Below are 22,433 nucleotides of genomic sequence, written 5' to 3'. Positions count from 1 at the left end.
TCAGACCCGGGCGAGGAAGTCGAGCACGCGCTGCCGGACGAGCGCTGCCGCGTCTGCGTCGTAGGCCTCCGAACTGGCGTCGGCGAAGAGGTGGCCGCACCCGGCATACGTGAAGAGCTCACCGTCGTCAGCCGCCTCGACCACCTGCCGGGCGGCCTCGACGTCGCCCTCGTCCATGAAGAACGAGTCGGCCTCGCCGCCGTGGATCTGCACCGGCACACCGGCGGGCCAGCCCGGTGCGAACTCCCCCAGGGGTGCGCACGAGTCGAGCAGCACCGCACCGGCCGCGCCGGGCCGCGTCTGAGCGAGACGCTGGGCGTCCATCACCCCGATGGAGAAACCCACGTAGACGAGGGCATCGGGCAGCGCGGCCGCCACCTCGCTGGCGCGCTCGTGGAGGGAGGCGAAGCCGACCGACTGGGCGTGGGCGAGCCCCTCCTCGATCGTCGCGAAGGTGCGGCCATCGAAGAGGTCGGGCGCGTGCACGGTGTGGCCGGCCGAACGCAGCGCCTCGGCGACGTCGACCAGCCCCGGGGTCAGACCCTGGACGTGGTGGAAGAGAAGGACCTCAGCCATGCGTGCTCCCGTGCTCGAAGGTGACCGCGCTGTCGATCCATCAATCTAGACCGATCGACAGGGGCGAGCCCCCCCGCCAGCACCCGACGAACTGCTCTTTCGATTGGGGGGGGTGCTCCTTCGATTCGTGGGGCTCCTTCGGTCGGGGAGGGCGGCCTCTGATCGAGAGAGCAGTTCGTCGGCCGACGAACTGCTCTCTCGATAGGGGGTGCGTGGGGTTCTTTCGACGGGGTGATGACCGGGGGTGGCTACGATCGCTTCATGACCGAGGCTTCCGGCCCGCTGCGCGTCAGCGCCGTCTCGCTCGACTGCGCTGACCACGTCGTGCTCGCGACGTTCTATGCGGAGCTGCTCGGTGGCACGGTGCTCTGGACGCACGACGACGCCTCGGCGGTCGACGCCGGAGGCCTCGTGCTCGTGCCCCAGTCGGTGACCGACTACCGCGAGCCCGAGTGGCCGGGCGCCGCGATCGTGCACCTCGACCTCACCACGGGAGCCGAGGAGCTCGACGACGAGGTCACGCGAGCCGTCGCGCTCGGCGCCCGCCTCGCGCACCCGCAGCCCGATCCGCGGTGGCGCGTGCTGCTCGACCCGGCCGGCCACCCCTTCTGCATCACGCCTTTCGCGCCCTGAGTCGGTCGCGCCCGAGCCTCGCGCGCCGCTCAGTCCTCGAGGTCGCCCTCGACGTCGAGATAGACCTGCTGCAGCTCGGCCAGCAGCTGCGGGTCGGGCTCCGCCCACAGCCCCCGCTCGACGGCCTCGTGCAGCCGCTCGATCATCCCCTGCAGGGCCCACGGGTTCGCGTGCTGCACGAAGTCGCGGTTCTCCTTGTCGAGCACGTAGGTCTGCGCCAGCTGCTCGTACATCCAGTCGGCGACGACACCCGCGGTGGCGTCGAAGCCGAAGAGGTAGTCGACGGTCGCCGCGAGCTCGAAGGCGCCCTTGTAGCCGTGCCGCCGCATCGCCGCGATCCACCGCGGGTTGACGACCCGCGCGCGGAAGACCCGCGACGTCTCCTCCGCGAGCGACCGGGTGCGCACCGCCGAAGGCGTCGTCGAGTCGCCGACGTAGGCCCGCGGCTCCCGGCCCGTCAGCGCGCGCACCGTGGCCACCATGCCGCCGTGGTACTGGAAGTAGTCGTCGCTGTCGGCGATGTCGTGCTCGCGGGTGTCGACGTTCTTGGCCGCGACGTCCATCCGCCGATAGGTGCGCTCCATGTCGCCCCGAGCCGGTATGCCGTCCAGCTCGCGACCGTAGGCGAAGCCGCCCCACGTGGCATAGACCTCCGCGAGGTCGTCGTCGGAGCGCCAGTTGCCCGCCTCGATGAGCGGCAGGATGCCGGCGCCGTAGGACCCGGGCTTGCTGCCGAAGATGCGGGTCGTCGCGCGACGCTCGTCACCGTGCTCCGCCAGGTCGTCGGCGACGTGGGCGCGCAGGTAGTTCTCGTCCGCAGCCTCCTCGAGGCCGGCGACGAGGCGCACCGCGTCGTCGAGCATCGAGATGACGTGCGGGAACGCGTCGCGGAAGAAGCCGGAGATGCGCACCGTGACGTCGATGCGGGGCCGGCCGAGCTCGGCCAGCGGGACCGGGTCGATCCCGACGACGCGGCGAGACATCTCGTCCCACCGGGGGCGGACGCCGATGAGCGCCAGCACCTCGGCGATGTCGTCACCCGACGTGCGCATGGCCGACGTGCCCCACACCGACAGGCCGACGGAGCGAGGCCACTCGCCGGTGTCGGCCCGGTGCCGAGCGAGCAGGTCGTCGGCGAGCGCCTGCCCGGTCTCCCACGCCAGACGGCTCGGGATCGCCTTGGGGTCGACCGAGTAGAAGTTGCGACCGGTCGGCAGGACGTTGACGAGACCTCGCAGGGGTGAGCCGGAGGGTCCTGCCGGCACGTAGCCCCCGTCGAGGGCATGGAGCACGGCGTCGATCTCACCGGTGGTCGCGAGCAGCCGCGGCACGACCTCCCGGCAGGCGAAGGCCAGCGAGCGGCATACGCCGTCGGTGTCCACTAGCTGACCGGACGAGGACGCGGGACCGAGCACGCGCCGGACGGTTCCGGGCACGGCGTGCTCGTCCCACCCCGCCTCGGCCAGGGCGGTGACGAGAGCGCTCGCGCGCGCCTCCGCGGCGTCCACGGCCCCGCGCTCGGGCTCCCCCTCACCGAGCCCGAGCGCGGTCCGCAGACCAGGCACCGCGCCGACCGCGCCGGCGAAGACCTGGTTCGCTCGCAGGATCGCGAGCACGAGGTTGGTCAGGCCCTCTCCCGTGGGGGCCTCACCGAGGACGTGCAGCCCGTCACGGATCTGCACGTCCTTGACCTCGCAGAGCCAGCCGTCGACGTGCTGGACGAGGCTGTCGAAAGCCGCTGCGTCCTCGGTGTCCGGCTGGTCGGTCAGGCCCAGGTCGTGGTGCAGCTGCGCAGACTGGATGAGGGCCCAGATCTCTGCACGCAGGGCCGGGGCCTTGGCCGGGTCCATCACGGAGACGTTGCCGTACTCGTCGAGCAGCTGCTCGAGCCGGGCGATGTCGCCGTACGACTCAGCCCGGGCCATGGGCGGCACGAGGTGGTCGACGATGGTGGCGTGGGCGCGGCGCTTGGCCTGGCTGCCCTCGCCGGGGTCGTTGACGAGGAAGGGGTAGACGAGCGGGACGGACCCGATGGCCGCGTCCGGGCCGCACGCGGACGAGAGGGCGAGGGTCTTGCCCGGCAGCCACTCGAGGTTGCCGTGCTTGCCCATGTGGACGATCGCGTGTGCACCGAAATCCCTTGCGAGCCAGTCGTGGACGGCGAGGTAGTGGTGCGTGGGGGGCAGGTCGGGGTCGTGGTATATCGCGATCGGGTTCTCACCGAAGCCTCGCGGTGGCTGCACGAGGATGACGACGTTGCCCGCGCGGATGCTCGCGGCGACGAGCTCGCCGCCAGGGTCGGTGTGGCGGTCGACGAAGACCTCGCCGGGGGCCTCGCCCCAGTGGGTGACCACCCTGTCGCGCAACGCCTCGGGGAGCCGGTCGAAGTGCTCGCGGTAGCGGGCGGCGGCGATGCGCACGGGCTGGCCGCTCAGCTGCTCCTGCGTCAGCCAGTCCTCGTCCTGGCCGCCTGCCTCGATGAGGGCGTGGATGAGGGCGTTGCCGGCGGTGGTGTCGGGCGTCTCGCCGTCGACCGGGTCGAGGGCTCCGGTGCCGGGGATCTCGCCGGGGGCACCAAGGTCGTAGCCCGCATCACGCATCGCCCGGAGGAGCCGGATGATCGAGACGGGGGTGTCGAGACCGACGGCGTTGCCGATGCGGGAGTGCTTCGACGGGTAGGCCGACAGGACGATCGCGATGCGACGCTCGGCGGGCGGGGTGTGCCGCAGGCGGGCGTGGTTGACCGCAAGGGTCGCGAGGCGGGCGCAGCGCTCGAGGTCGGGCACGTAGTGGGGGAGCCCGTCGGCGTCGGTCTCCTTGAAGGAGAAAGCATTCGCGATGATCCGGCCGTCGAACTCGGGCACGGCGACCTGCGTGGCGACGTCGAGCGGGCTCATGCCGTCGTCGCTCCCGTCCCACTGCTCGCGGCTCCATGTGAGGCACAGGCCCTGGATGATCGGCACGTCGAGGGCCGCGAGCGCCTGCACGTCCCAGGCCTCGTCGTCCTCACCCGCACTCGCACCAGCGGGCTTCGTGCCACCGGCCGCGAGCACCGTGGTGACGAGCACGTCGTATGCCGTGAGGTGCTCGAGGAGGTCGGCCGGGGCGTCGCGCAGGGAGGAGACGTGCACCGGCACCCCGGTGCCCCCTGCGGCGTCGACGGCGTCGGCGAGAGCGTGGACGTAGTCCACGTTGTCGGCCGCGAACTGGGCTCGGTAGAAGAGGATTCCGACGCGCGGCCGGGGAGCATCGGCCGCGGCGTCGGAAGTCTTTGGGGTCGTGGGGGTCGTCGGGCGGTCCAGGACGCCCCACGTCGGCAGGGCGGTCGGCGGCTCGAACCCCTGGCCGGTCATGAGCAGCGTGTCGCCGAGGAAGGCGTGCAGCTCACGGAGGTTGTCGGCCCCGCCCTCGGCGAGGTAGCGGTGGGCCTCGGCGACGACGCCAGGTGCGACCGTCGACAGCTCCATGAGCGTCGCGTGGGGAGTCTGCTCGCCACCGAGCACGACGAGCGGCTTCGTGCCGAGATCGCGGATGCGCCGGAAGCCGTCGCAGAGGTCCTGCGGACCACCGAGGATGCGCGCCACGACGACGTCGGCCACCTCGATCGCCTCGGCCATCGAGGTGTGGCCGGGACGTGACGGGTTGGCCAGGAGGTAGTCGGCGCCGCTGCCCCGTGCGCACAGCAGGTCGGTGTCCGACGTCGAGAGCAGCGCGATGCGCGTCACTGGAACTCCTCGGCAGGGTGTCCACGCCCCGCGGTCGAAAGGAAAGAGAAGCGCTGCCGGCAGTTCCTGACTCACCGCCTCCCTCACGGGTGGCGACTCACAGTGGCGGGACCGTCCCGGATTCGCACCGGGTTCCTGGGTCGACGACGCTGGTCACACCATAGCCCGTGGGCGGAGCGCATTCCCCTACGGTGGGAAACGACGCTGGATAGCGTGCGGACATGACCGATCCGCGCGTCTCTGCCGTCGAGGACAACCTCGTCGCCCAGTTCCGCCTCGTGGCCCGGAGCGGCGTCGTGGCCGCGCTCCCCGACGACGACGTGGTCGCCTACATCTCCGACGTGAAGTTCCCGCTCTTCAACGCGATCACCGGCGCGCGCTTCGCCGCCGGCACGGCGACCGCGCGCACCACCGAGCTCGTCGACGCGTACGTCGACCGCGGGCTGCCCTTCCTGTGGTGGGCCACGCCCTCGCACCTGACACCTGAGACGGACGCCGTGCTCCGGTCGCGGGGCATCGAGCCGAGTCCCGAGCCGGGCATGCACGTGCCGCTGCGCGGACCCGTCGACACCGGAGTCCCGCGCGACGGGCTCGAGATCGTGGAGACCGGACCGAGCCCCGAGGTGGTCGACGTCATGACCGCCGGCTTCGGCTTCCCCGACGTCGTCGCCGACCCGCTGCTCCGAGTGTTCGGCGCCTTCGGGCCCGACGTCGCCTTCCACGCCCTCGCCCGGCTGGACGGAGTCGCCGTCGGGGTCGGGTCCGTGTTCGTCACCGGGCGCACCGCCGGGATCTACAACATCGCGACCGTGGAGTCCGCGCGCCGACGCGGCATCGGGTATGCCGTGACGGCCACGCTCATGAACATCGCGCGGGAACGCGGCTGCACCGAGGCCGTCCTCATGGCGTCGGTGATGGGGCGCCCGACCTACGAGCGTCTCGGTTTCGTCGAGGTGTGCCAGACCCCCCAGTACGTCTGGAATCCGAGCCGCTGACGCTGGGCCGTCGGCCGAGACGGCCGTCTTGCACTCATGACGGTCGGGCCTAGCATGTGCCGCGTGACCGCCCTGTCGAGCCGAGAGCGCCGGGCAGGCGATGCCTGCCCCGGCGTCAGCCGACCCTTCGTGGCGGTCGACGGCTCGATCGTGCGGCTTCGCCCCGCCGGCCAGCCGGTGCGCATCGATGCACTTGCCACCCTCATGGAAGTCATTGCGGGACAACCGGATCCGTCGATCCAGCTGACGTCCCGCGGCGCGCTGCAGCTGCGCGGACTGCCCGACCCGCTGACGCCGCGGGTCCGCGACGCTATCCGCGCGACGGGCCTCGCGCCCTCGACGACCCACGAGCTCGTCCGCAACATCGTCGCCTCACCGCTCTCCGGACTCGACGACGCCGGGCACGGTGACCTGCGTCCCGTGACCCGCGCCCTCGACGCCGCGCTGTGTGCCGCGCCGGCCCTCGCCCGTCTCGGCGGCCGCTTCCTCGTCGTCCTCGACGACGGTCGCGGGGACGTCGTCGGCGAGTCCTTCGACCTCGGCATGGTCGCGACCGGGCCCGGTCGCTGCGTCGTGCTGGCCGGCGGCGTCGACCGCGGCTGGGAGGTGCCGTTGGCGGCGGCGGTGCCTCGACTCCTCGCGCTGGCGCACGAGTTCGTCGAGCAAGCCAGCGGCGACGAGTCCGTCTGGCACGTGGGCGATCTCACCGAGCCCCTCGGCACCGGACCGACCGCGTCCCTCGACGGACCACCTCCTCCGGAGCGCCCTCTCGGCGCCGTGGGCGACCACGCTGTCGTCGCAGTGCCGCTCGGCCTCCTGCGACCCGTCCACGTCACCGCGCTCGCATCGGTCACGGACCGCGTGCTCGTCACGCCGTGGCGCTCGCTCGTCATCGAGCACGGCGCTGCGGCCCTGCCCGACCTCGAGGCAGCCGGTCTCGTGACCCGCGCCGGATCGCCCTGGACCCGGCTGCACGCCTGCACCGGCCTCCCGGGCTGCGCACGGTCGGCCCTCGACACCCGCACCCTGGCCCGAGACCTCGCCCCCCTGCTGCCCAGCGGTCACTCCCCCGTTCACGTCAGCGGGTGCGAGCGGCGCTGCGGGACGCCGGCGACGGCATACGTCGACGTGCTGACCCCACGCTCCACCGAGGAAGCCTTGTCCACCATCGCCGAGCAGGAGTCCTCATGGACGTGAGCACCGAGACGCGACAGCCGCCGACGCGTCGCTACGACTACGTCGCCGACGGAGCCGAGATCTACCGGCAGTCGTTCGCGACGATCCGCTCCGAGGCCCACCTGGGGCACCTGCCGGAGGACGCCCGTGTGGTCGCGGTGCGGATGGTGCACGCCAGCGGCGACGTCGACCTCACGGAGCACATCGCCGTGCACCCTCGCCTCGTCGCCGACGCCCGAGCGGCGCTGCGGTCCGGCGCCCCCGTCATCACCGACGCCCAGATGATCGCCTCGGGCATCACCCGGGCCCGGCTGCCGCGCGACAACGAGGTGATCTGCACACTGCGCGACGAGCGGGTGCCAGCCCTTGCTCGAGAGTGGGGCACCACCCGCTCCGCAGCGGCGGTGTCGCTGTGGGGCGACCGCCTCGAGGGGGCCGTCGTCGCCATCGGCAACGCGCCCACGGCGCTCTTCCACCTGCTCGAGACGATCGCCGACGGCGGGCCCCGTCCTGCGGCGGTCGTCGGCATCCCCGTCGGCTTCATCGGCTCGGCCGAGTCGAAGGTCGCGCTCGCCGAGAACCCCTTCGACATCCCGTGGCTCGTCGTCCACGGCCGTCGCGGCGGCTCGGCCCTGGCCGCCGCCGCCGTCAACGCCCTCGCGCGTGAGGAGGAGCTGTGAGCGCCGTCGCGTGCGGGTGGCTGCGGGGCGTGGGCGTCGGCCCCGGCGACCCCGAGCTCGTCACCGTCAAGGCCGCCCGCCTCATCGGCGAGGCTGACGTCGTCGCCTACCACAGCGGGCCGCGTGGCGACTCGATCGCCCGGCGGATCGCCGCCACCTACTTCGGTCCGGATGTCATCGAGGAGCTGCTCGTCTACCCCGTCACGACGGCGGAAACGGCCCACCCGCTCGGCTACCACGGGCTCATGGCCGACTTCTACGACGAGTCGGCCGATCGCCTTGCGGCCCATCTGGACTCGGGACGCAACGTCGTCGTCCTCGCAGAGGGTGACCCGCTCTTCTACGGCACCTACATGTACCTCCACGACCGCCTGTCCGACCGCTACGACACCGCGGTGGTGCCCGGCGTGACCTCGGTCAGCGGCTCGGCGGCAGCGATGGCCACGGGCCTCTGTCGTCACGAGGACGTGCTCACGATCCTGCCCGGCACCCTCCCCGTGCCGGAGCTCGCGCGTCGCCTGGCCGACACCGAGGCGGCCGTCGTCATGAAGCTGGGGCGCACCTTCGAGAACGTCCGCGAAGCCCTGCGCCAGGCCGGCCGCCTCGACGAGGCCCGCTACGTCGAACGGGCGAGCTCCGACAGCGAGCGTGTGCTGCCCGTCGCCGAGGTCGACGCGGCGACGGTGCCCTACATGTCGATGGTCGTCGTGCCGGGTCGCGACCGGCGCGCGGACTCCGCGGGTCGCGCGTCCGGGTCTGAGCCCGCGCGAGGCAGCGGGGCTGAGGCGACGAGCGCAGCTCGGGTCGTGGACCAGCTCCCCGCCCACCCAGCGTCACTCACGGATCTACCTGCGCCGCATACGTGCTCGGGTGAAGTAGTCGTCGTGGGCTTGGGCCCCGGGCCGGACCGATGGCTCACCCCGGAGGCATCTGTCGCGCTCACAGGGGTCGACCACGTCGTCGGCTATGCGCCCTACGTCAAGCGAGTCCCACAGCGCGAAGGCCTGGGCCGCCATGCGTCGGGCAACACCGTCGAGGTCGACCGGGCGCGCCACGCCCTCGAGCTCGCGCGCAAGGGTGAGCGGGTGGCCGTCGTGTCGGGCGGCGACGCCGGCGTCTTCGGCATGGCCTCGGCGGTCTTCGAAGCGGCCGAGGAGCACGGTTACGACGACGTGCAGATCCGCGTCGTGCCGGGAGTCACTGCAGCACAAGCAGTTGCGGCGCGCGCGGGTGCGCCGTTGGGGGGCGACTTCGCCATCCTGTCGCTCTCCGACCGCCTCAAGCCATGGCCCGTCGTCGAGCGCCGGCTGCGCGCTGCCGCAGCCGCCGACCTCGTCATCGCGCTCTACAACCCCGCCTCGCGCAGCCGCACCGAGCAGATCGTGCGGGCCCGCGAGGTCCTGCTCGAGGAGCGCTCGGCCGGCACGGTCGTCGTCGTCGGACGCGACGTCGGCCGCGCCGAGGAGTCCATCACCGTCACGACTCTCGGCGAGCTCGACCCAGCCACGATCGACATGCTGTGCCTCGTCATCATCGGCGCGTCCGGCACCCGGGCCACCCCGAGCGGTCAGGTCTGGACGCCGCGCTTCGTCCGGTGAGTGCGGCGACCCCTTCAGGCGTTGGCTCGGGTCGAGCCCGTGGCAGAGTGGCGGGCATGGTGGACGACCCTGCGCAGGCCGAGGCCCGGTCGGAGTCCGGACTGACCGACGACGGCTTCGCGCCGGTCTGGGGCGAGGACGACCGCCCGCGCATCCCCCGCGTGGCGGGCGAGCGCGAGGCCCTCACGGCCTACCTCGACTACTACCGCGCGACCGTGGAGATGAAGTGCCGCGGCCTCACGCCGGAGCAGGCACGGAGCCGGTCGATGCCACCCTCCACGATGTCGCTGCACGGCATGGTCCGTCACCTCGCGAGCGTCGAGCGCTGGTGGTTCCAGCAGAACTTCGAGCGACGCGAGGTGCCGTTCCTCTTCTTCACCGAGACCGACCCCGACCTCGACTTCAACGTGCCCGCGGACGCCGACTTCACCGCCGACCTCGAGACCTGGCGCGGGGAGTGCGCGGTGTCCCGGGACATCGTCGCTGCCCACGAGCTCGACGACACCGCACGGCCGCTGGACTGGTACGAGGACGTCGACCTGCGCTGGCTGGTCCTGCGGATGATCACCGAGTACGCCCAGCACTGCGGCCACGTCGACCTGCTCCGTGAAGGCGTGGACGGCCGGACCGGCGCCTGAGCCGCCGGTCCGCCGGTCCGCCGTTCAGCCGTTCAGCCGTTCGGCCAGCCGGGCAGTCAGTCCGACAGCTCCGCGCAGAGGTCGCGCGACGTGCCGTGCGTCTCGAGCAGGGTGTAGTCGGAGGACGGCGTGGCCGTGAACACCGCCCTGCCGGTGAAGAGCGTGGTCGACGGGCCGGCAGGCACATCGCTCGGGTAGAGGAACAGCACGTTGTGCCCGGTCAGCACGTTGCGGGTCAGGCCGCCCGCGAGCGGGGTCGTCCGCGTCACGGCGCCGTTCGACGGCAGCGACAGCGTTTTGCCGGTGCTCAAGTTCGTGAAGGTCAGCGCGAAGCCCGTCCCCGTCGACAGAATGCGCACCAGGTTTCCCGCCTCATCGGTGAAGGTGCGGTCGATCCTGTTGCCCCCCGTGCCGTCGACACGCAGCGGGAAGTTGCATGCGGTGCCGACCGGAAAGTCCACGGTGAAGTCGCTCGCCCCAGCAGCCCCCGCCCCCGCCATGGCGCCCAGCACGACCAGCGCCGCCGCCGTCCCGACCCTGCGTGTCTTCCTGTGACTCATGTTCACTCCTCGGTCAGCGCGAGGGCTCGCCGGGTGTTGCCGGACCGTCGCCCGCGCAGTGTGCGGCACTGAACGTGCCGTACCTTCGATGATGGAACCGCTCGCGACGCACGGTTGGCCAAACCATGAAGGTGTGACACAGGAGCCATTCCGGTGGGGAGCGACCACGACATCGTCACCAGCCCTTGGCTGCGTGCCCGACGTCGGCTGTCAATCACGCCCACCGCGTTGCGCCCCGGTCGATCTCACGCAGTGCCATCCTGTCGGGATGGAGCTGCAGTTCACCGGCGAGGTGTGGGAGTGGCGCGGACCTTCTCCCTACCATTTCGTCAGCGTGCCGGAGGACGAGTCGCAGGCGCTGCACGACGTCGCGCACGTGAGCTACGGCTGGGGCATGATCCCCGTGACCGCCAGGGTCGGGCACACGGAGTGGCCGACCTCCTTGTGGCCCAAGGACGACGGCTACATCGTGCCCTTCAAGACGGCCGTGCGTCGGGCTGAGCACATCGACGTCGGCGACGTCGTCACTGTGACGCTCACCGTCCGCGGCGAAGCCTGAGCGTCACCGGCCCGCATAGCTCCTCGCCAACGACGTCGCTGCGAAGACCCGCTCCCGGACGCCACCCGGCACGCCGGAGATGCCCGGCCCCCCGGCCCGCACCCAGTCGACGATGGCGTCGACCGCAGCGTCGTCGAGCACGCGACGCACCCACACGGGCCGTCCTCCGCGTCGGCGCCCCGACGGCGACGGGGTGATGACGACGACGTTGGACTCGTCACAGGCGAGGAGGCAGTCGCTGCGCAGCACCCGGGCGTGGTCCCCGCTGTCGACCTCCAGACGGGTCAGCAGCCCCTCGTGGTCGACCCCTGGGTGCTTGGCCTGTGTGCCGCAGCAGCAGTCGCGACACACGCGCAGGGTGCAGACACCGTCGCCGTATGCCGTCACGCCGCCACCGGTGCCAGGGTGCGGTCACCCGTCGCGGCCCGCTCCATGAGGACCCCGAAGACGAGCCCGAGGGTCAGCCACATCGCGGCGAGCTGGGCGAGGGACGCGACGCGGAAGTCCCACAGGAGGTCGGCCGGCACGTCGTCGGGCACGACGTCGGGTGAGCCCGGCAGGAGAACCACCAGGCCTACGAGCAGGACCGCCGCCACGACGACGTCGAGTGCGAGGCGTGTCGTCGTCGACATGGAGGACATGGAGAGGCGCCGGTCGACCGCCACCACGACGATCGGGACGGCGACGCCGAGGAGCAGCGTCACGGCATACAGCATCGTGCGGTGGCCGACGGTTGTCGGATCACCGACCGCGGGCGGGTTGGCAGGCACAACGAGCGCGGGGAGCAGGCTCACTCCGCCGAAGCCGACCGCCGCCAAGGTGAGTGAGCCGACGAGATCACCTCTGCCACTGAGTCGCTCACGCACCCGCGCGTAGACGATCGCGAAGATGACGCCCACGGCCACGCCGACGAGCACACTCGTCATGGCCCCACCGACGACCTGGACGGCGCGCGAGACGAGGGGCTCCTCCCCACCTCCGTGGGCCGGCAGACGCAGGGGCAGGGACTGCCCGCCGCCATGGATCACCTCGGTGCGGGCGGCCTCGATGTCCAGCGCCTGCCGGATGACGGGCTCGACGGCAACCCACGTGACGAGCGCGGACGACAGGCCTGCGCACACGCCGGCAAGGACCCCGCGCCGCAGCACGGAGCCGAAGCTCACGGGCACCTCAGTGGCAGGGGACGCCGAGAGCGTGACGCGCGTCGTGCGTCAGCTCGTGGAGCAGCTCGGCCGCCGGGGCGCTCAGCACGGCCCCGTTCTCCTGCGCGAGGACGTAGAGCGTGAAGACGGCGACCGCCAGCAACGCCCACGCCCAGACGGGGACGCTGACGGCGGACGCGCGAACGGACATGCGAACGGACGGGGAGACGGCGGATGCCGATGCAGCACTGGTCATGGCGAGTTGACCCTTTCTTTCCATGCCTCGTGGACAGATCACGCCGCAGCCGGTCTCCTGGCTTCCAGATCGTCACGCCTCCCCAGCCTTCCCAGCGACCCGGCTCTGCACCTGCGGTCACCAGTGGCGATGGTGGGGGATTGCTCCCTGGTCACAGTGGCGAGGACCACGTCGGAATCACACCGACTTCCCGTGCACTGCGGCACTCGCATCCTGACACATGCGGTCCGGGATCGCCACGCCTCGCCACGACCCACTCCGTGTGGTGTCGCGAGATCCTCACTCGCACTTGATGATTCGGGTGACTCGTGTGCCGTAGAGGTGCGACTCGACGAAGTCGTCGGTGTCGCGCGCCCCGAGAGCGGGCCCGACGAGGATGACGGCGGCCTGCCGCAGACCGGCGGCCTCGACCTGGTCGGCGATGTCGGCGAGGGTGCCACGCAGCACGAGCTGGTCGGGCTGCTCGGCGTTGGCGACGACGACCACTGGGCACGTCGACCCGTAGTCGGCGACGAGGGAGCCCATGAGCTCGCGCGTGCGCCGGATCGCCAGGTGGAGCACGAGCGTCGCACGCGACTTCGCGAAGTGGGCGAGCGACTCGGTCTCGGGCATCCGGGTCGAGTCGCGATGCGTGCGGGTCAGCACGACCGACTGGGCCACTTCGGGCACCGTGAGCTCACGCCCGACGAGCGCTGCGGCCGCGGCGTAGGCCGGCACCCCTGGGGTGACGTCCCACGGCACTCCTGCACGGTCGAGGCGCCGGGTCTGCTCCGCCACGGCGGAGTAGAGCGACGGGTCGCCCGAGCACAGCCGCGCCACGTCGTGGCCGGCCGTGTGCGCCTCGACGCACGCGTCGACGATGGCGTCGAGCCCCAGGTCCTGCGTGTCGACGAGCACGGCCCCAGGCGGGCAGTGAGTCAGCACATCGGCCCCGATGTAGGTGCCTGCGTAGAGGCAGACCGGCGACTCGGAGATGAGACGCGCAGCCCGGATGGTGAGCAGGTCGGCGGCTCCCGGACCCGCTCCAATGAAGTGCACCGTCACGTCGCGTCCTCCGAGATCAACTGTCCTGCAGACGTCGTCGCCGACCACTGGACGACGGAGCGGGCGGGCTTCCAGCCGCTGAGCGTGCCGAGGGGCTCGAGGTCCTCGACGGAGATGCGGCTCATCGACCCTCCGTGCCGCTGCCGGGCCTCGTGCAGGACCAGCTCGGTCTCGACGGACACGCCGTGGACGACGAGTCGCCCACCCGGGCGCAGCGCCTGCCAGCACGCGTCGATGAGGAGCGCCGTCGCACCGCCACCGATGAAGACGGCGTCGGGCCGCGGCAGCCCCTCGATCACCTCGAGCGACGCACCCTCGATGACGTGCAGCGTGGGCACGCCGAGCGCTCTCGCGTTGCCACGGATGCGGGCCGCCCGTCGCGGGTCTCGCTCGACGGCGTGCACGGAGGTGCTCGGATGAGCACGCGCGAACTCGATCCCGACGGAGCCGGCGCCCGCACCGAGGTCCCAGAGGACGTCACCGCGCCGTGGGGCGAGGTGCGCGAGGGCAGCCGCGCGCACGAGGCGCTTGCTCAGCTGGCCGTCGTGGTCGTAGGCCGCGTCGGGGAGCCCCGGTGTCAGGGGCCGGCCTCCACCGACCGGAGCGGGGTCGCACTCGACGCAGACGAGGTGCAACCGGGGAGTGGGACGGTCGTCCCACGATGCGGCCACCCCGTCGAGACGCGACTCCGCGGGCGACCCGAGGTCACCGAGCACCGAGAGGCGGCTCGCGGCATACCCCTCCTCGACGAGGAGCGAGGCGATGCCTGACGCCGCATCGGCGCCCGACGTCAGCACGACGAGACGAGCGCTGGGCGCGAGCCGCGCGCGCAGCAGGTCGAGGTCGCGGCCGACGAGCGTCACGACGTCGGATTCCTCTGCACTCCAACGCATTCGGGCTCTGGCAAGGGCCACGGACGACACAGCAGGGTGGACTCGCACGCCCTGGGCACCCACGGCGTCGACGAGAGTGGTGCCGATGCCGGAGACGAGCGGGTCGCCGCTGGCGAGCACGACGACACGCCGTCCCGCAACGCGGTCGAGCACCTGCGCCAGGCCCTGCAGCAGGGGCGACGGCCACCGCACGAGGTCGCGACCGGCACGCGGCTCGAGCATCGCGAGGTGGCGCTCGCCACCGAGGACGACCTCGGCCGCGTCGACGAGGCGGCGCTCGGCGTCACCCAACGACTCCAGCCCCGACGCACCGACCCCCACGACCTCGATCACAGCCGCGACCCTAGCGCCCGCCCGGGTCGGCTCCCGGGCCTGCCGGGCGACCCGGCTGACGGCGTGGCAGACTGCGAGCGGCGACTGGAGAGGAATCCGGTGCAAGTCCGGAGCGGTCCCGCCACTGTGAACCACTGCCCACGCGGTGGAAGCCAGGACATCTCCCGTCGCCGGATGCGTCCGCCGGACGCGTCCGGTCAACCACGCGGGCGAGGCACCCGCAGGAGGATCTTCCATGGACGACGGCTCGAACGACCCCACGCACCCTCGGGGCCCCGCAACCTTCCCCTTCACGGCCGTCGTCGGCTCTGACGACCTGGCCCTCGCGCTCGTCCTCACCGCGGTCTCGCCCGAGGTCGGCGGAGTGCTCGTGCGCGGCGAGAAGGGCACTGCGAAGTCGACGATGGTGCGCGGGCTCGCCGCCGTGCTGCCAACGCAGGCGGTCGTCGCCAGGTGCCGCTTCGGCTGCGACCCCGACGACCCGAGCGCGTATGCCGTGGGGTGCTGCCCGGACGGGCCGCACGACCGCGACGGCGAGGTCGCGACCCGCGAGGCGCGCCTCGTCGAGCTGCCGATCGGAGCCACCGAGGACCGGGTCGTCGGGTCGCTCGACCTCGAGAGAGCACTCGGTCGAGGCGAAACCGCCTACCAGCCGGGGCTGCTCGCGGCAGCGCACCGGGGTCTGCTCTACGTCGACGAGGTCAACCTGCTCCACGACCACCTCGTCGACCTCCTGCTCGATGCCGCCGCCATGGGACGCAGCACCGTCGAGCGCGACGGCGTCTCGGTGACCCACGCGGCCCGCATCGTGCTCGTCGGCACGATGAACCCCGAGGAGGGCGAGCTTCGCCCACAGCTGCTCGACCGCTTCGGACTCACCGTCGAGGTGGCCGCACCCCGCGAGACGAGGCTGCGGGCCGAGGTGGTCAGGCGGCGGATGGCCTTCGACACGGACCCGGCGGGGTTTGCCGAGCGCTTCGGCGAGGACCAGGAGGCCCTGCGCCGACGTATCGCAGAGGCGCGCCAGCGGGTCGTCGACGTGACGCTGCCCGACGAGGTGCTGGAGCGGATCGCCCACGTGTGTGCGGGCTTCGAGGTCGACGGCCTCCGCGCCGACATCGTGACGGCTCGAGCGGCCGTCGCCCACGCCGCCTGGGCGGGCCGCTTCGTGGTGACGCTCGACGACGTGCGCGTCGCCGCGCGCCTCGCCCTGCCCCACCGGCGCAGGCGCAACCCGTTCGACTCCCCCGGCCTCGACGACGACCTGCTCGACGCCCTGCTCGGCGACGAGACGGACCACGAGCCCGACACCGAGCCGGACGCCGAGCCTGACACCGAGCCGGACCCGGGCCCCGACCCCGACGGAGGTGACGACGACGGCGGCGCAGCGCCGTCGGGTGGTCGCCGCGATGCCGGTGGCATCGACGGCACGCAGCAGAGCACCGACGAGGGCACCGACGACGGGGGTGGTGACACCGAGACGGCCCCCTCCGACATCCCGTCCCGTGACACCGTCGACCCCCAGCCTGACCCCCGGCCCGACTCCCCGGCGCGGCAGACAGCAGGCGCCAAGGCCGCGGCCGCGGCGCCCTACCGGGCCCGTCTGCTGCGCGCCCGCGGCCTCGGGCACGGAGATGCCGGACGTCGCTCGGATGCCGTCACGAGCACGGGCCGTCGCATCGGTGCGACGTCGGCGCCGATCGGCCCCGTGCACCTGCCGGCGACGATCCGCACCGCCGCCAGTCGCCGGGCCGGCTCCGGCTCCCAGCGCGAGTCCCGTGCGCCACGGCCGCTCCCGGTCGCGCCCGCCGACGTGAGGCGAGCAGTCCTGCAGGGCAAGGAGTCCAACCTCGTGCTCCTCTGCGTCGACGCCTCGGGGTCGATGGCGGCGCGCAAGCGCATGGAGGCCGTGAAGGCCGCCGTGCTCTCCCTCCTGCTCGACGCCTACCAGCGACGAGACAAGGTCGCCCTCGTGACCTTCCGCGGCGACGGCGCCGACCTCGCACTGCCGCCGACGGGCTCGGTCGACGTGGCTGCGAGACGGCTGACCGACCTCGCCCACGGCGGGCGGACGCCGCTCGCGGAAGGCCTCCTCACGGCATACGACACGCTGCGCGTCGAGCGGTTGCGCGACCCGCACCGCCGCGCCCTGCTCGTCGTCGTCACCGACGGTCGGGCGACGAGTGGGCCCGACGCCCTGGCCCGCGCCGCGCAGGTGGCCCGCCTGCTGCGGCACGAGGGTGTCGACGCCGTCGTCCTCGACTGCGAGGCGGGCCGGCTGCGGCTCGGGCTCGCCGGGCAGCTCGCCCGACAGCTCGGCGCCGAGCACCTGCCGGTCGGCGAGCTCGCGGCATCGGCGATCGTCGATGCGGCGCGGCGTCAACACCGCGTCACCACAGGGCGGGTGGCCTGATGCAGGGTCAGCCGACGACGGTGCCCGACGACGGCCTGACGACTCGACAGCGCCGCAACCGACCGCTCGTCATGGTGCACACCGGCGACGGCAAGGGGAAGTCGACGGCAGCCTTCGGGCTGGCCCTGCGCGGCTGGAACCAGGGCTGGTCGGTCGGGGTCTTCCAGTTCGTCAAGAGCGCGAAGTGGCGCATCGGCGAGCAGACCGCGGTCGAGACCCTCGGCGAGCTGCACGAGCGGACCGGCCTCGGCGGGCCGATGGAGTGGCACAAGATGGGCGCCGGCTGGTCGTGGGCCCGCAAGGAGGGCAGCGAGGCCGACCACGCTGAGGCGGCGCGCGAGGGGTGGTCGGAGATCAAGCGGCGGCTCGGCGCCCAGACGCACGGGCTCTACGTGCTCGACGAGTTCACCTATCCGATGGCCTGGGGGTGGGTCGACGTGGACGACGTCGCGTCGACGCTGCGCAGTCGGCCGGGGCAGCAGCACGTCGTCATCACCGGGCGACGTTGCCCCGCAAGCGTGCTCGAGCTCGCAGATCTCGTGACGGAGATGACGAAGGTGAAGCACCCCTTCGACTCGGGCCAGAAGGGCCAGCGGGGGATCGAGTGGTGACCGCCGACCCGGCACGACCCGTCACGCGACTCCCGCGCGTCGTCATCGCGGCCCCCGGCTCCGGCCACGGCAAGACGACCGTCGCGACCGGTCTCATGGCAGCCCTGCGTGCCGCCGGCCACGCCGTCGGCGGCTTCAAGGTCGGGCCCGACTTCATCGACACCGGCTACCACGCTCTCGCCACCGGGCGCATCGGCCGCAACCTCGACCCGGTGCTCTGCGGGGAGGGTCTCATCGAGCCGCTGCTCCTGCACGGCGCACGCGCCCACGGTCGCACCGACGTCGCCGTCATCGAGGGGGTGATGGGCCTCTTCGACGGGCGCATCGGTGGCGAAGGCTTCGGCTCGACGGCTCACGTGGCCACCCTGACCCACACCCCCGTCGTGCTCACCGTCGACATCGGCAGCACCACGCGCACGGCGGCGGCCGTCGTGCACGGCCTCGCCACCTTCGACCCGACCGTCCGCGTCGCCGGGGTCGTGCTCAACCGCGCCGGCTCCGACCGGCACGGCGCCGAGGCGAGGTCGGCCTTCGAGGCCACGGGCGTGCCCGTGCTCGGCGTTCTCCCCCGCGACGCGACGGTCAGCGCGCCGTCGCGGCACCTCGGGCTCGTGCCCGTGCAGGAGCGCGACGACTCAGGGGCCGGCGTCGAGCGCCTTGCGGACCTCGTCGCCGCCCACGTCGACCTCGACGCCCTGCTCGAGATCGCCTCGTCCGCCCCCGACCTCGACGCCCACCCGTGGGACCCCGCCACGGTCGTCGGCGGCGACCGGCCACCGGCTGGTTCGGGCGGCTACCGTCCAGTCGTGGCCGTTGCCGGCGGGCCGGCGTTCACCTTCCGGTATGCGGAGACCGAGGAGCTGCTTCACGCCGCGGGTCTGCGGGCGGTGACCTTCGACCCCCTGACGGACACCGTTCTGCCGCCCGGCACGAGCGGTCTGTTCATCGGAGGCGGCTTCCCCGAAGTCCATGCGGACGCCTTGAGCGCCAACGCATCCCTGCGCTCGGCCATCCGCCGTGCGGTGTGGGACGGCCTGCCGACGGTGGCCGAGTGCGGGGGCCTGGTCTACCTCTGCCAGTCCGTCGACGGGTCGCCGATGGTCGGCGCGTTGCCGGCTGTCGCGACGATGGCGCCGCGGCTGACGATCGGCTACCGCACGGCGGTCGCGACCACCGACTCGGTGCTCGGCGAGCCCGGCCGACGAGTCACCGGGCACGAGTTCCACCGCACGGTGTGCGTCGCCGCGCCCGAGAGCGCGAGTGGGGACGGCCGGCATACCGCCCCGGCGTGGCTGCTCGACGGGGTGGCCGACGGATTCGCGCTCGATCCCTCCGGCGCGGGGACGGCCACGCTGCACGCGTCCTACCTGCACACCCACTGGGCCGGGCATCCCGAGCTGGCAAGGCGATTCGCTGACGCTCTGCACGCGCGCGCGGGCGCACTGGTGACCGATCGCGCGTCGGAGCGGGACGAGGTCCTCTCGTGAGCATCGACCTGCACCACCACGGTGACCGGGACACGGCGCCCGGCCTCGTCGACCTCGCTGTCAACGTGCGCCTGCCCTCGCCACCGGCCTGGCTCGCCGAGGTGGTCACTCGCACGGTGGCCGACCTGGGGCGCTACCCCGACGCCCGTCCGGCGACGCAGGCCATCGCCCGCCGGCACAGGGTGCCCGAGGAGGCGGTGCTCCCGACGTCCGGGGGAGCCGAGGCCTTCACCCTCGTCGCGCGAGCGGTCGCGGGCGTCGAGCCGTGGGTCGTGCACCCGCAGTTCACCGAGCCCGAGGCGGCACTCACCGCGGCGGGTCGGCCGGTGCGCCGGCACGTGCTCGTGGCGGGCGGCGACTTCCGGCTCGACCCCGCAGCCTTCGACCGGGGCGGCCCGGCGGAGGGCTGCGACCTCGTCGTCGTCGGCAACCCGACGAACCCGACCGGGGTGCTGCACCGGCGTGCCGACCTGCTGGCGCTGCGGCGAGCGGGCCGAGTGCTCGTCGTCGACGAGGCCTTCATGGATGCCGTGCCGGGCGAGACGGAGTCGCTCATCGGTGACGACCTGGAGGGCCTGCTCGTGCTGCGCTCGCTCACGAAGACGTGGGGGCTGGCCGGCCTGCGGGCGGGCTACGTCGTCGGCGACCCGGCGCTCATCTCCGCGCTGCGCGCGGTCCAGCCGCCGTGGTCGGTCTCGTCACCGGCGCTGGCCGCCACGGTCGCCTGCCTCTCTGATCGCGGGGTCGCCGAGGCGGACGCAGCCGCGCTCGAGATCGCCACTCTCCGTTCGGTGCTCGTCGACGGTCTGACCGCGGCGGGTGTCGCTCCAGTGCCTTCTCGCGCACCCTTCGTCCTCGTCGAGACCAGCAGCCTCGGACCGGGCTCCGTCCGAGAGCCGCTCGCCGCCGAGGGCTTCGCCGTACGCCGCGCTGAGACCTTTCCCGGCCTCGGCCCGACGTGGATCCGCATGGCGGTGCGGGACGCCGACACGTCGCAGCAGCTGTGCGCCGCCCTCCGCCGGCTCGGTGGTCGCCGTGTCGCCTGAGCTGACCTTCCGCGGGCGCAGGGTGCTGCTCGTCGGCACCGACTCCGGCACGGCCGCCACCGTGCACGCGCTGCTCAGGGGAGGGGCGCGGGTGACGGTCGACGCACCCGAGGGCGCAAGCGTCGGCGGGTCGGTCGCAGCGACAGCCCCCTCCACGCCATCCGTCCGCCACACCCTGGGCGCGACGCTCGAGGACCTCGCGCAGCGCGGGCTCGTCACCCGCACCACGGGCGCCGACCCCGCGGCTTACGACGTCGTCATCCGCTCACGGCCGGTTCCAGAGCAGGCGGCCGGGCCCCGAGCGGCCGACAAGGCAGTGGGCACCGTGACGCTCGTCGGCGGCGGCCTCGGTGACCCCGGACTGCTCACCGTCGCCGGCCTTGAAGCCATCTGCACCGCCGACGTCATCGTCCACGACCGGCTGGCGCCGCTGGGTGCGCTCCAGCACGCCCGCGCCGACGCCGTCGTCATCGACGTCGGCAAGATCCCGCGCGGCGCCTTCACACCGCAGGAGTCGATCAATGCGCTCCTGATCGAGCACGCCCGTGCCGGTCGAGCGGTCCTGCGGCTCAAGGGCGGTGACAACTTCGTCTTCGGCCGCGGCGGCGAGGAGGCCGAGGCCTGTGCGGCGGCAGGCGTCCCCGTCGTGGTCGTGCCAGGGGTCTCGTCGAGCATCGCGGCGCCCGCTCTCGCCGGCATCCCGGTCACCCACCGCACCCTCGTGCAGGGCTTCACCGTCGTCAGCGGCCACGTGCCGCCGGGCGACCCGCGGAGCACCCTCGACTGGGGTGCCATCGCGCGCAGCAGGACGACGATCGTCGTGCTCATGGGGGTTGCGACCCTCGAAGCGATCGCGAACGAGTTGATGGCACAAGGCCTCCCGCCGGACACGCCAGCCGCCGTCATCGCCGACGCCGGGCTGCCGAGCTCGGGCTCCGTTCGCGCCCCGCTCTGCCGCATCGCGGAGGAGGCGCGGGTCGGGGGGCTCGGGGCACCCGCCGTCGCCGTGATCGGCGCCGTCGCCGCGCTCGACGTGCTGGCCGGCCGATGAGTCGCGCGCTCGGCCTGGCGCTCGGCTGGGCAGCCGACCAGGTGCTCGGCGACCCTCGTCGGTGGCACCCCGTGGCCGGGTTCGGCCATGTCGCAACCGCTCTCGAGGGGCGCACATATGCCGCCCGCCGCGGCCCCGGCGTCGCCCATGTGGCGCTGCTGGTCGGTGCGGCGGCGACGACGGGCCTCGTCGCCGAGCGGATCACGCGTCGCCGACCCGTCGCCCACACCCTCGCGACGGCCATGGCGACGTGGGCGGTGCTCGGCGGTCGCTCGCTCATCCGTGAGGCGGCCACGATCGAGCGCCAGCTCGACGGCGGCGACCTCATTGCCGCGCGGGTCCAGGTGCGCAACCTGGTGGGCCGTGACACCGCGCGCCTCGGCCCGGACGAGGTGGCCCGAGCCTGCATCGAGTCGTTGGCGGAGAACACCTCCGACGCCGTCGTGGCGCCACTCCTCTGGGGTGCGGCCGCGGGCATGCCGGGGCTCCTCGGCTATCGGGCGGTCAACACGCTGGACGCGATGGTGGGCCATCGGAACGCGCGCTATGCCGAGTTCGGTTGGGCCGCAGCAAGACTCGATGACATCGTGAACTGGATCCCCGCGCGCGTGGCTGCCGCACTGGCCGTCGCCGCGGGCCCACCTCCCGGCCGAGGCGCCCGCTCGACGGCCATCCGCGCGGTGCGACGCGACGCGGCGGCCCACCCCAGCCCCAACGGCGGGGTCGTGGAGGCTGCCTTTGCCGGAGTGCTCGGCGTGAGGCTCGGTGGGTCGAACGCCTACGACGGCCGGGTCGAGGACCGGGGCGTCCTCGGCGATGGGCCGTCAGCCGGAGCCGGCGACATCGCCGTCACGCGACGGCTGGCGCAACAGGTGTCGGCAGGGGCGGCGCTCGTGGCCGTCACCCTCGCCGGGCGCGGGCACCGACATCGACGCCGACACCGCCCTTGATGCTGCACCTTCCCTGACGCTGACCGACGCCGAAGCTGACCGACGCTGAGGCTGACGAGCGCATGCA

The 22,433-nt window shown here is 72.8% G+C and carries 21 protein-coding genes and 3 riboswitches; of the genes, 13 read left to right on the top strand and 8 right to left on the bottom strand.

Translation table 11 applies throughout. The annotated features are described in order from the left end of the window. Window positions 1-621 carry a dienelactone hydrolase family protein gene (locus FHX52_RS20000; protein ID WP_342777994.1) on the bottom strand — a complete coding sequence of 207 codons (621 nt, stop codon included), beginning with the start codon at window positions 619-621 and terminating at the stop codon, window positions 1-3. A 216-nt stretch (window positions 622-837) separates the two neighbouring features. Here FHX52_RS20000 and FHX52_RS19995 point away from each other — a divergent pair, with 216 nt between their 5' ends. Continuing rightward, window positions 838-1,209 carry a VOC family protein gene (locus FHX52_RS19995; RefSeq protein WP_141824131.1) on the top strand — a complete coding sequence of 124 codons (372 nt, stop codon included), beginning with the start codon at window positions 838-840 and terminating at the stop codon, window positions 1,207-1,209. Window positions 1,210-1,238: 29 nt separating this feature from the next. Here the strand turns inward: FHX52_RS19995 and cobN are convergent, their stop codons facing one another. Further along, window positions 1,239-4,934: a cobaltochelatase subunit CobN gene (cobN, locus tag FHX52_RS19990; RefSeq protein ID WP_141824130.1), complete on the bottom strand. Its 3,696-nt coding sequence runs from the start codon at window positions 4,932-4,934 to the stop codon at window positions 1,239-1,241. A gap of 43 nt (window positions 4,935-4,977) precedes the next feature. Next, a riboswitch (cobalamin riboswitch) is annotated at window positions 4,978-5,120 on the bottom strand. A gap of 35 nt (window positions 5,121-5,155) precedes the next feature. Here cobN and FHX52_RS19985 point away from each other — a divergent pair. The 5 genes from FHX52_RS19985 (at window position 5,156) to FHX52_RS19965 (ending at window position 10,021) form a co-directional block, all read left to right on the top strand. Beyond that, window positions 5,156-5,929: a GNAT family N-acetyltransferase gene (locus FHX52_RS19985; RefSeq protein WP_141824129.1), complete on the top strand. Its 774-nt coding sequence runs from the start codon at window positions 5,156-5,158 to the stop codon at window positions 5,927-5,929. A gap of 63 nt (window positions 5,930-5,992) precedes the next feature. Next, complete coding sequence (locus FHX52_RS19980; RefSeq protein ID WP_246070288.1) at window positions 5,993-7,126, top strand: precorrin-3B synthase; 1,134 nt, start codon at window positions 5,993-5,995, stop codon at window positions 7,124-7,126. Then, the gene (locus tag FHX52_RS19975) at window positions 7,117-7,785 is read left to right on the top strand and encodes a precorrin-8X methylmutase (protein ID WP_141824128.1); all 669 of its coding nucleotides are present in this window, start codon (window positions 7,117-7,119) and stop codon (window positions 7,783-7,785) included. Before FHX52_RS19980 ends, FHX52_RS19975 begins: the two co-directional genes overlap by 10 nt. After that, window positions 7,782-9,383, top strand: a complete 1,602-nt coding sequence (locus tag FHX52_RS19970) for a precorrin-2 C(20)-methyltransferase (RefSeq protein ID WP_141824127.1) — start codon at window positions 7,782-7,784, stop codon at window positions 9,381-9,383. Before FHX52_RS19975 ends, FHX52_RS19970 begins: the two co-directional genes overlap by 4 nt. Before the next feature lie 56 nt (window positions 9,384-9,439). After that, window positions 9,440-10,021: a DinB family protein gene (locus FHX52_RS19965; protein ID WP_141824126.1), complete on the top strand. Its 582-nt coding sequence runs from the start codon at window positions 9,440-9,442 to the stop codon at window positions 10,019-10,021. A gap of 56 nt (window positions 10,022-10,077) precedes the next feature. On the opposite strand, the gene FHX52_RS19960 is transcribed toward FHX52_RS19965, so the two are convergent. Continuing rightward, window positions 10,078-10,587, bottom strand: a complete 510-nt coding sequence (locus FHX52_RS19960) for a hypothetical protein (RefSeq protein ID WP_141824125.1) — start codon at window positions 10,585-10,587, stop codon at window positions 10,078-10,080. A gap of 262 nt (window positions 10,588-10,849) precedes the next feature. On the opposite strand from FHX52_RS19960, the gene FHX52_RS19955 reads away from it, so the two are divergent. Beyond that, window positions 10,850-11,140 carry a DUF1905 domain-containing protein gene (locus FHX52_RS19955; protein WP_141824124.1) on the top strand — a complete coding sequence of 97 codons (291 nt, stop codon included), beginning with the start codon at window positions 10,850-10,852 and terminating at the stop codon, window positions 11,138-11,140. Window positions 11,141-11,143: 3 nt separating this feature from the next. Here the strand turns inward: FHX52_RS19955 and FHX52_RS19950 are convergent, their stop codons facing one another. The 5 genes from FHX52_RS19950 to cbiE form a co-directional block, all read right to left on the bottom strand. Further along, a complete protein-coding gene (locus FHX52_RS19950) occupies window positions 11,144-11,527 on the bottom strand; it encodes a hypothetical protein (protein ID WP_246070287.1) in 384 nt (127 codons plus the stop codon). After that, entirely contained in the window at window positions 11,524-12,303 is a 780-nt protein-coding gene (locus FHX52_RS19945) for a CbtA family protein (RefSeq protein WP_246070286.1), read from the bottom strand. Before FHX52_RS19945 ends, FHX52_RS19950 begins: the two co-directional genes overlap by 4 nt. A gap of 7 nt (window positions 12,304-12,310) precedes the next feature. Then, window positions 12,311-12,538 carry a CbtB domain-containing protein gene (locus tag FHX52_RS19940; protein ID WP_141824122.1) on the bottom strand — a complete coding sequence of 76 codons (228 nt, stop codon included), beginning with the start codon at window positions 12,536-12,538 and terminating at the stop codon, window positions 12,311-12,313. Window positions 12,539-12,568: 30 nt separating this feature from the next. Continuing rightward, window positions 12,569-12,755, bottom strand: a riboswitch (cobalamin riboswitch). A 62-nt stretch (window positions 12,756-12,817) separates the two neighbouring features. Further along, window positions 12,818-13,582, bottom strand: coding sequence for a cobalt-precorrin-4/precorrin-4 C(11)-methyltransferase (locus tag FHX52_RS19935; protein ID WP_141824121.1), 765 nt, complete (start codon window positions 13,580-13,582; stop codon window positions 12,818-12,820). Further along, window positions 13,579-14,808 carry a precorrin-6y C5,15-methyltransferase (decarboxylating) subunit CbiE gene (cbiE, locus tag FHX52_RS19930; RefSeq protein ID WP_141824120.1) on the bottom strand — a complete coding sequence of 410 codons (1,230 nt, stop codon included), beginning with the start codon at window positions 14,806-14,808 and terminating at the stop codon, window positions 13,579-13,581. The genes FHX52_RS19935 and cbiE overlap by 4 nt, the downstream gene beginning before the upstream one ends. A 42-nt stretch (window positions 14,809-14,850) precedes the next feature. Beyond that, window positions 14,851-14,990, top strand: a riboswitch (cobalamin riboswitch). 53 nt (window positions 14,991-15,043) lie between these two features. Between cbiE and FHX52_RS19925 the strand changes: the two genes are divergently transcribed. Genes FHX52_RS19925 through FHX52_RS19905 form a run of 6 tightly spaced genes read left to right on the top strand, consistent with a single transcriptional unit; the run spans window position 15,044 to window position 22,366 of the window. Continuing rightward, window positions 15,044-17,221: a VWA domain-containing protein gene (locus FHX52_RS19925; protein ID WP_141824119.1), complete on the top strand. Its 2,178-nt coding sequence runs from the start codon at window positions 15,044-15,046 to the stop codon at window positions 17,219-17,221. Beyond that, on the top strand, window positions 17,221-17,832 hold the full coding sequence (gene cobO, locus FHX52_RS19920; RefSeq protein WP_221630670.1) for a cob(I)yrinic acid a,c-diamide adenosyltransferase: 612 nt from the start codon (window positions 17,221-17,223) through the stop codon (window positions 17,830-17,832). Before FHX52_RS19925 ends, cobO begins: the two co-directional genes overlap by 1 nt. Beyond that, window positions 17,829-19,319, top strand: a complete 1,491-nt coding sequence (locus tag FHX52_RS24480; protein WP_246070285.1) for a cobyrinic acid a,c-diamide synthase CobB — start codon at window positions 17,829-17,831, stop codon at window positions 19,317-19,319. The genes cobO and FHX52_RS24480 overlap by 4 nt, the downstream gene beginning before the upstream one ends. Then, window positions 19,316-20,365 (top strand): Rv2231c family histidinol phosphate aminotransferase CobC, encoded by a 1,050-nt coding sequence (gene cobC / locus FHX52_RS24475; RefSeq protein ID WP_246070284.1) that lies wholly within the window; start codon window positions 19,316-19,318, stop codon window positions 20,363-20,365. Before FHX52_RS24480 ends, cobC begins: the two co-directional genes overlap by 4 nt. Next, on the top strand, window positions 20,355-21,416 hold the full coding sequence (gene cobA / locus FHX52_RS19910; RefSeq protein WP_141824117.1) for a uroporphyrinogen-III C-methyltransferase: 1,062 nt from the start codon (window positions 20,355-20,357) through the stop codon (window positions 21,414-21,416). The genes cobC and cobA overlap by 11 nt, the downstream gene beginning before the upstream one ends. After that, on the top strand, window positions 21,413-22,366 hold the full coding sequence (locus tag FHX52_RS19905) for a cobalamin biosynthesis protein (RefSeq protein ID WP_141824116.1): 954 nt from the start codon (window positions 21,413-21,415) through the stop codon (window positions 22,364-22,366). The genes cobA and FHX52_RS19905 overlap by 4 nt, the downstream gene beginning before the upstream one ends. The last annotated feature ends 67 nt before the right edge of the window (window positions 22,367-22,433 follow it).

The organism is Humibacillus xanthopallidus, from assembly GCF_006717145.1.
GTDB lineage: Bacteria > Actinomycetota > Actinomycetes > Actinomycetales > Dermatophilaceae > Humibacillus > Humibacillus xanthopallidus.
This window is presented reverse-complemented; position numbering and strand designations above follow the sequence as displayed.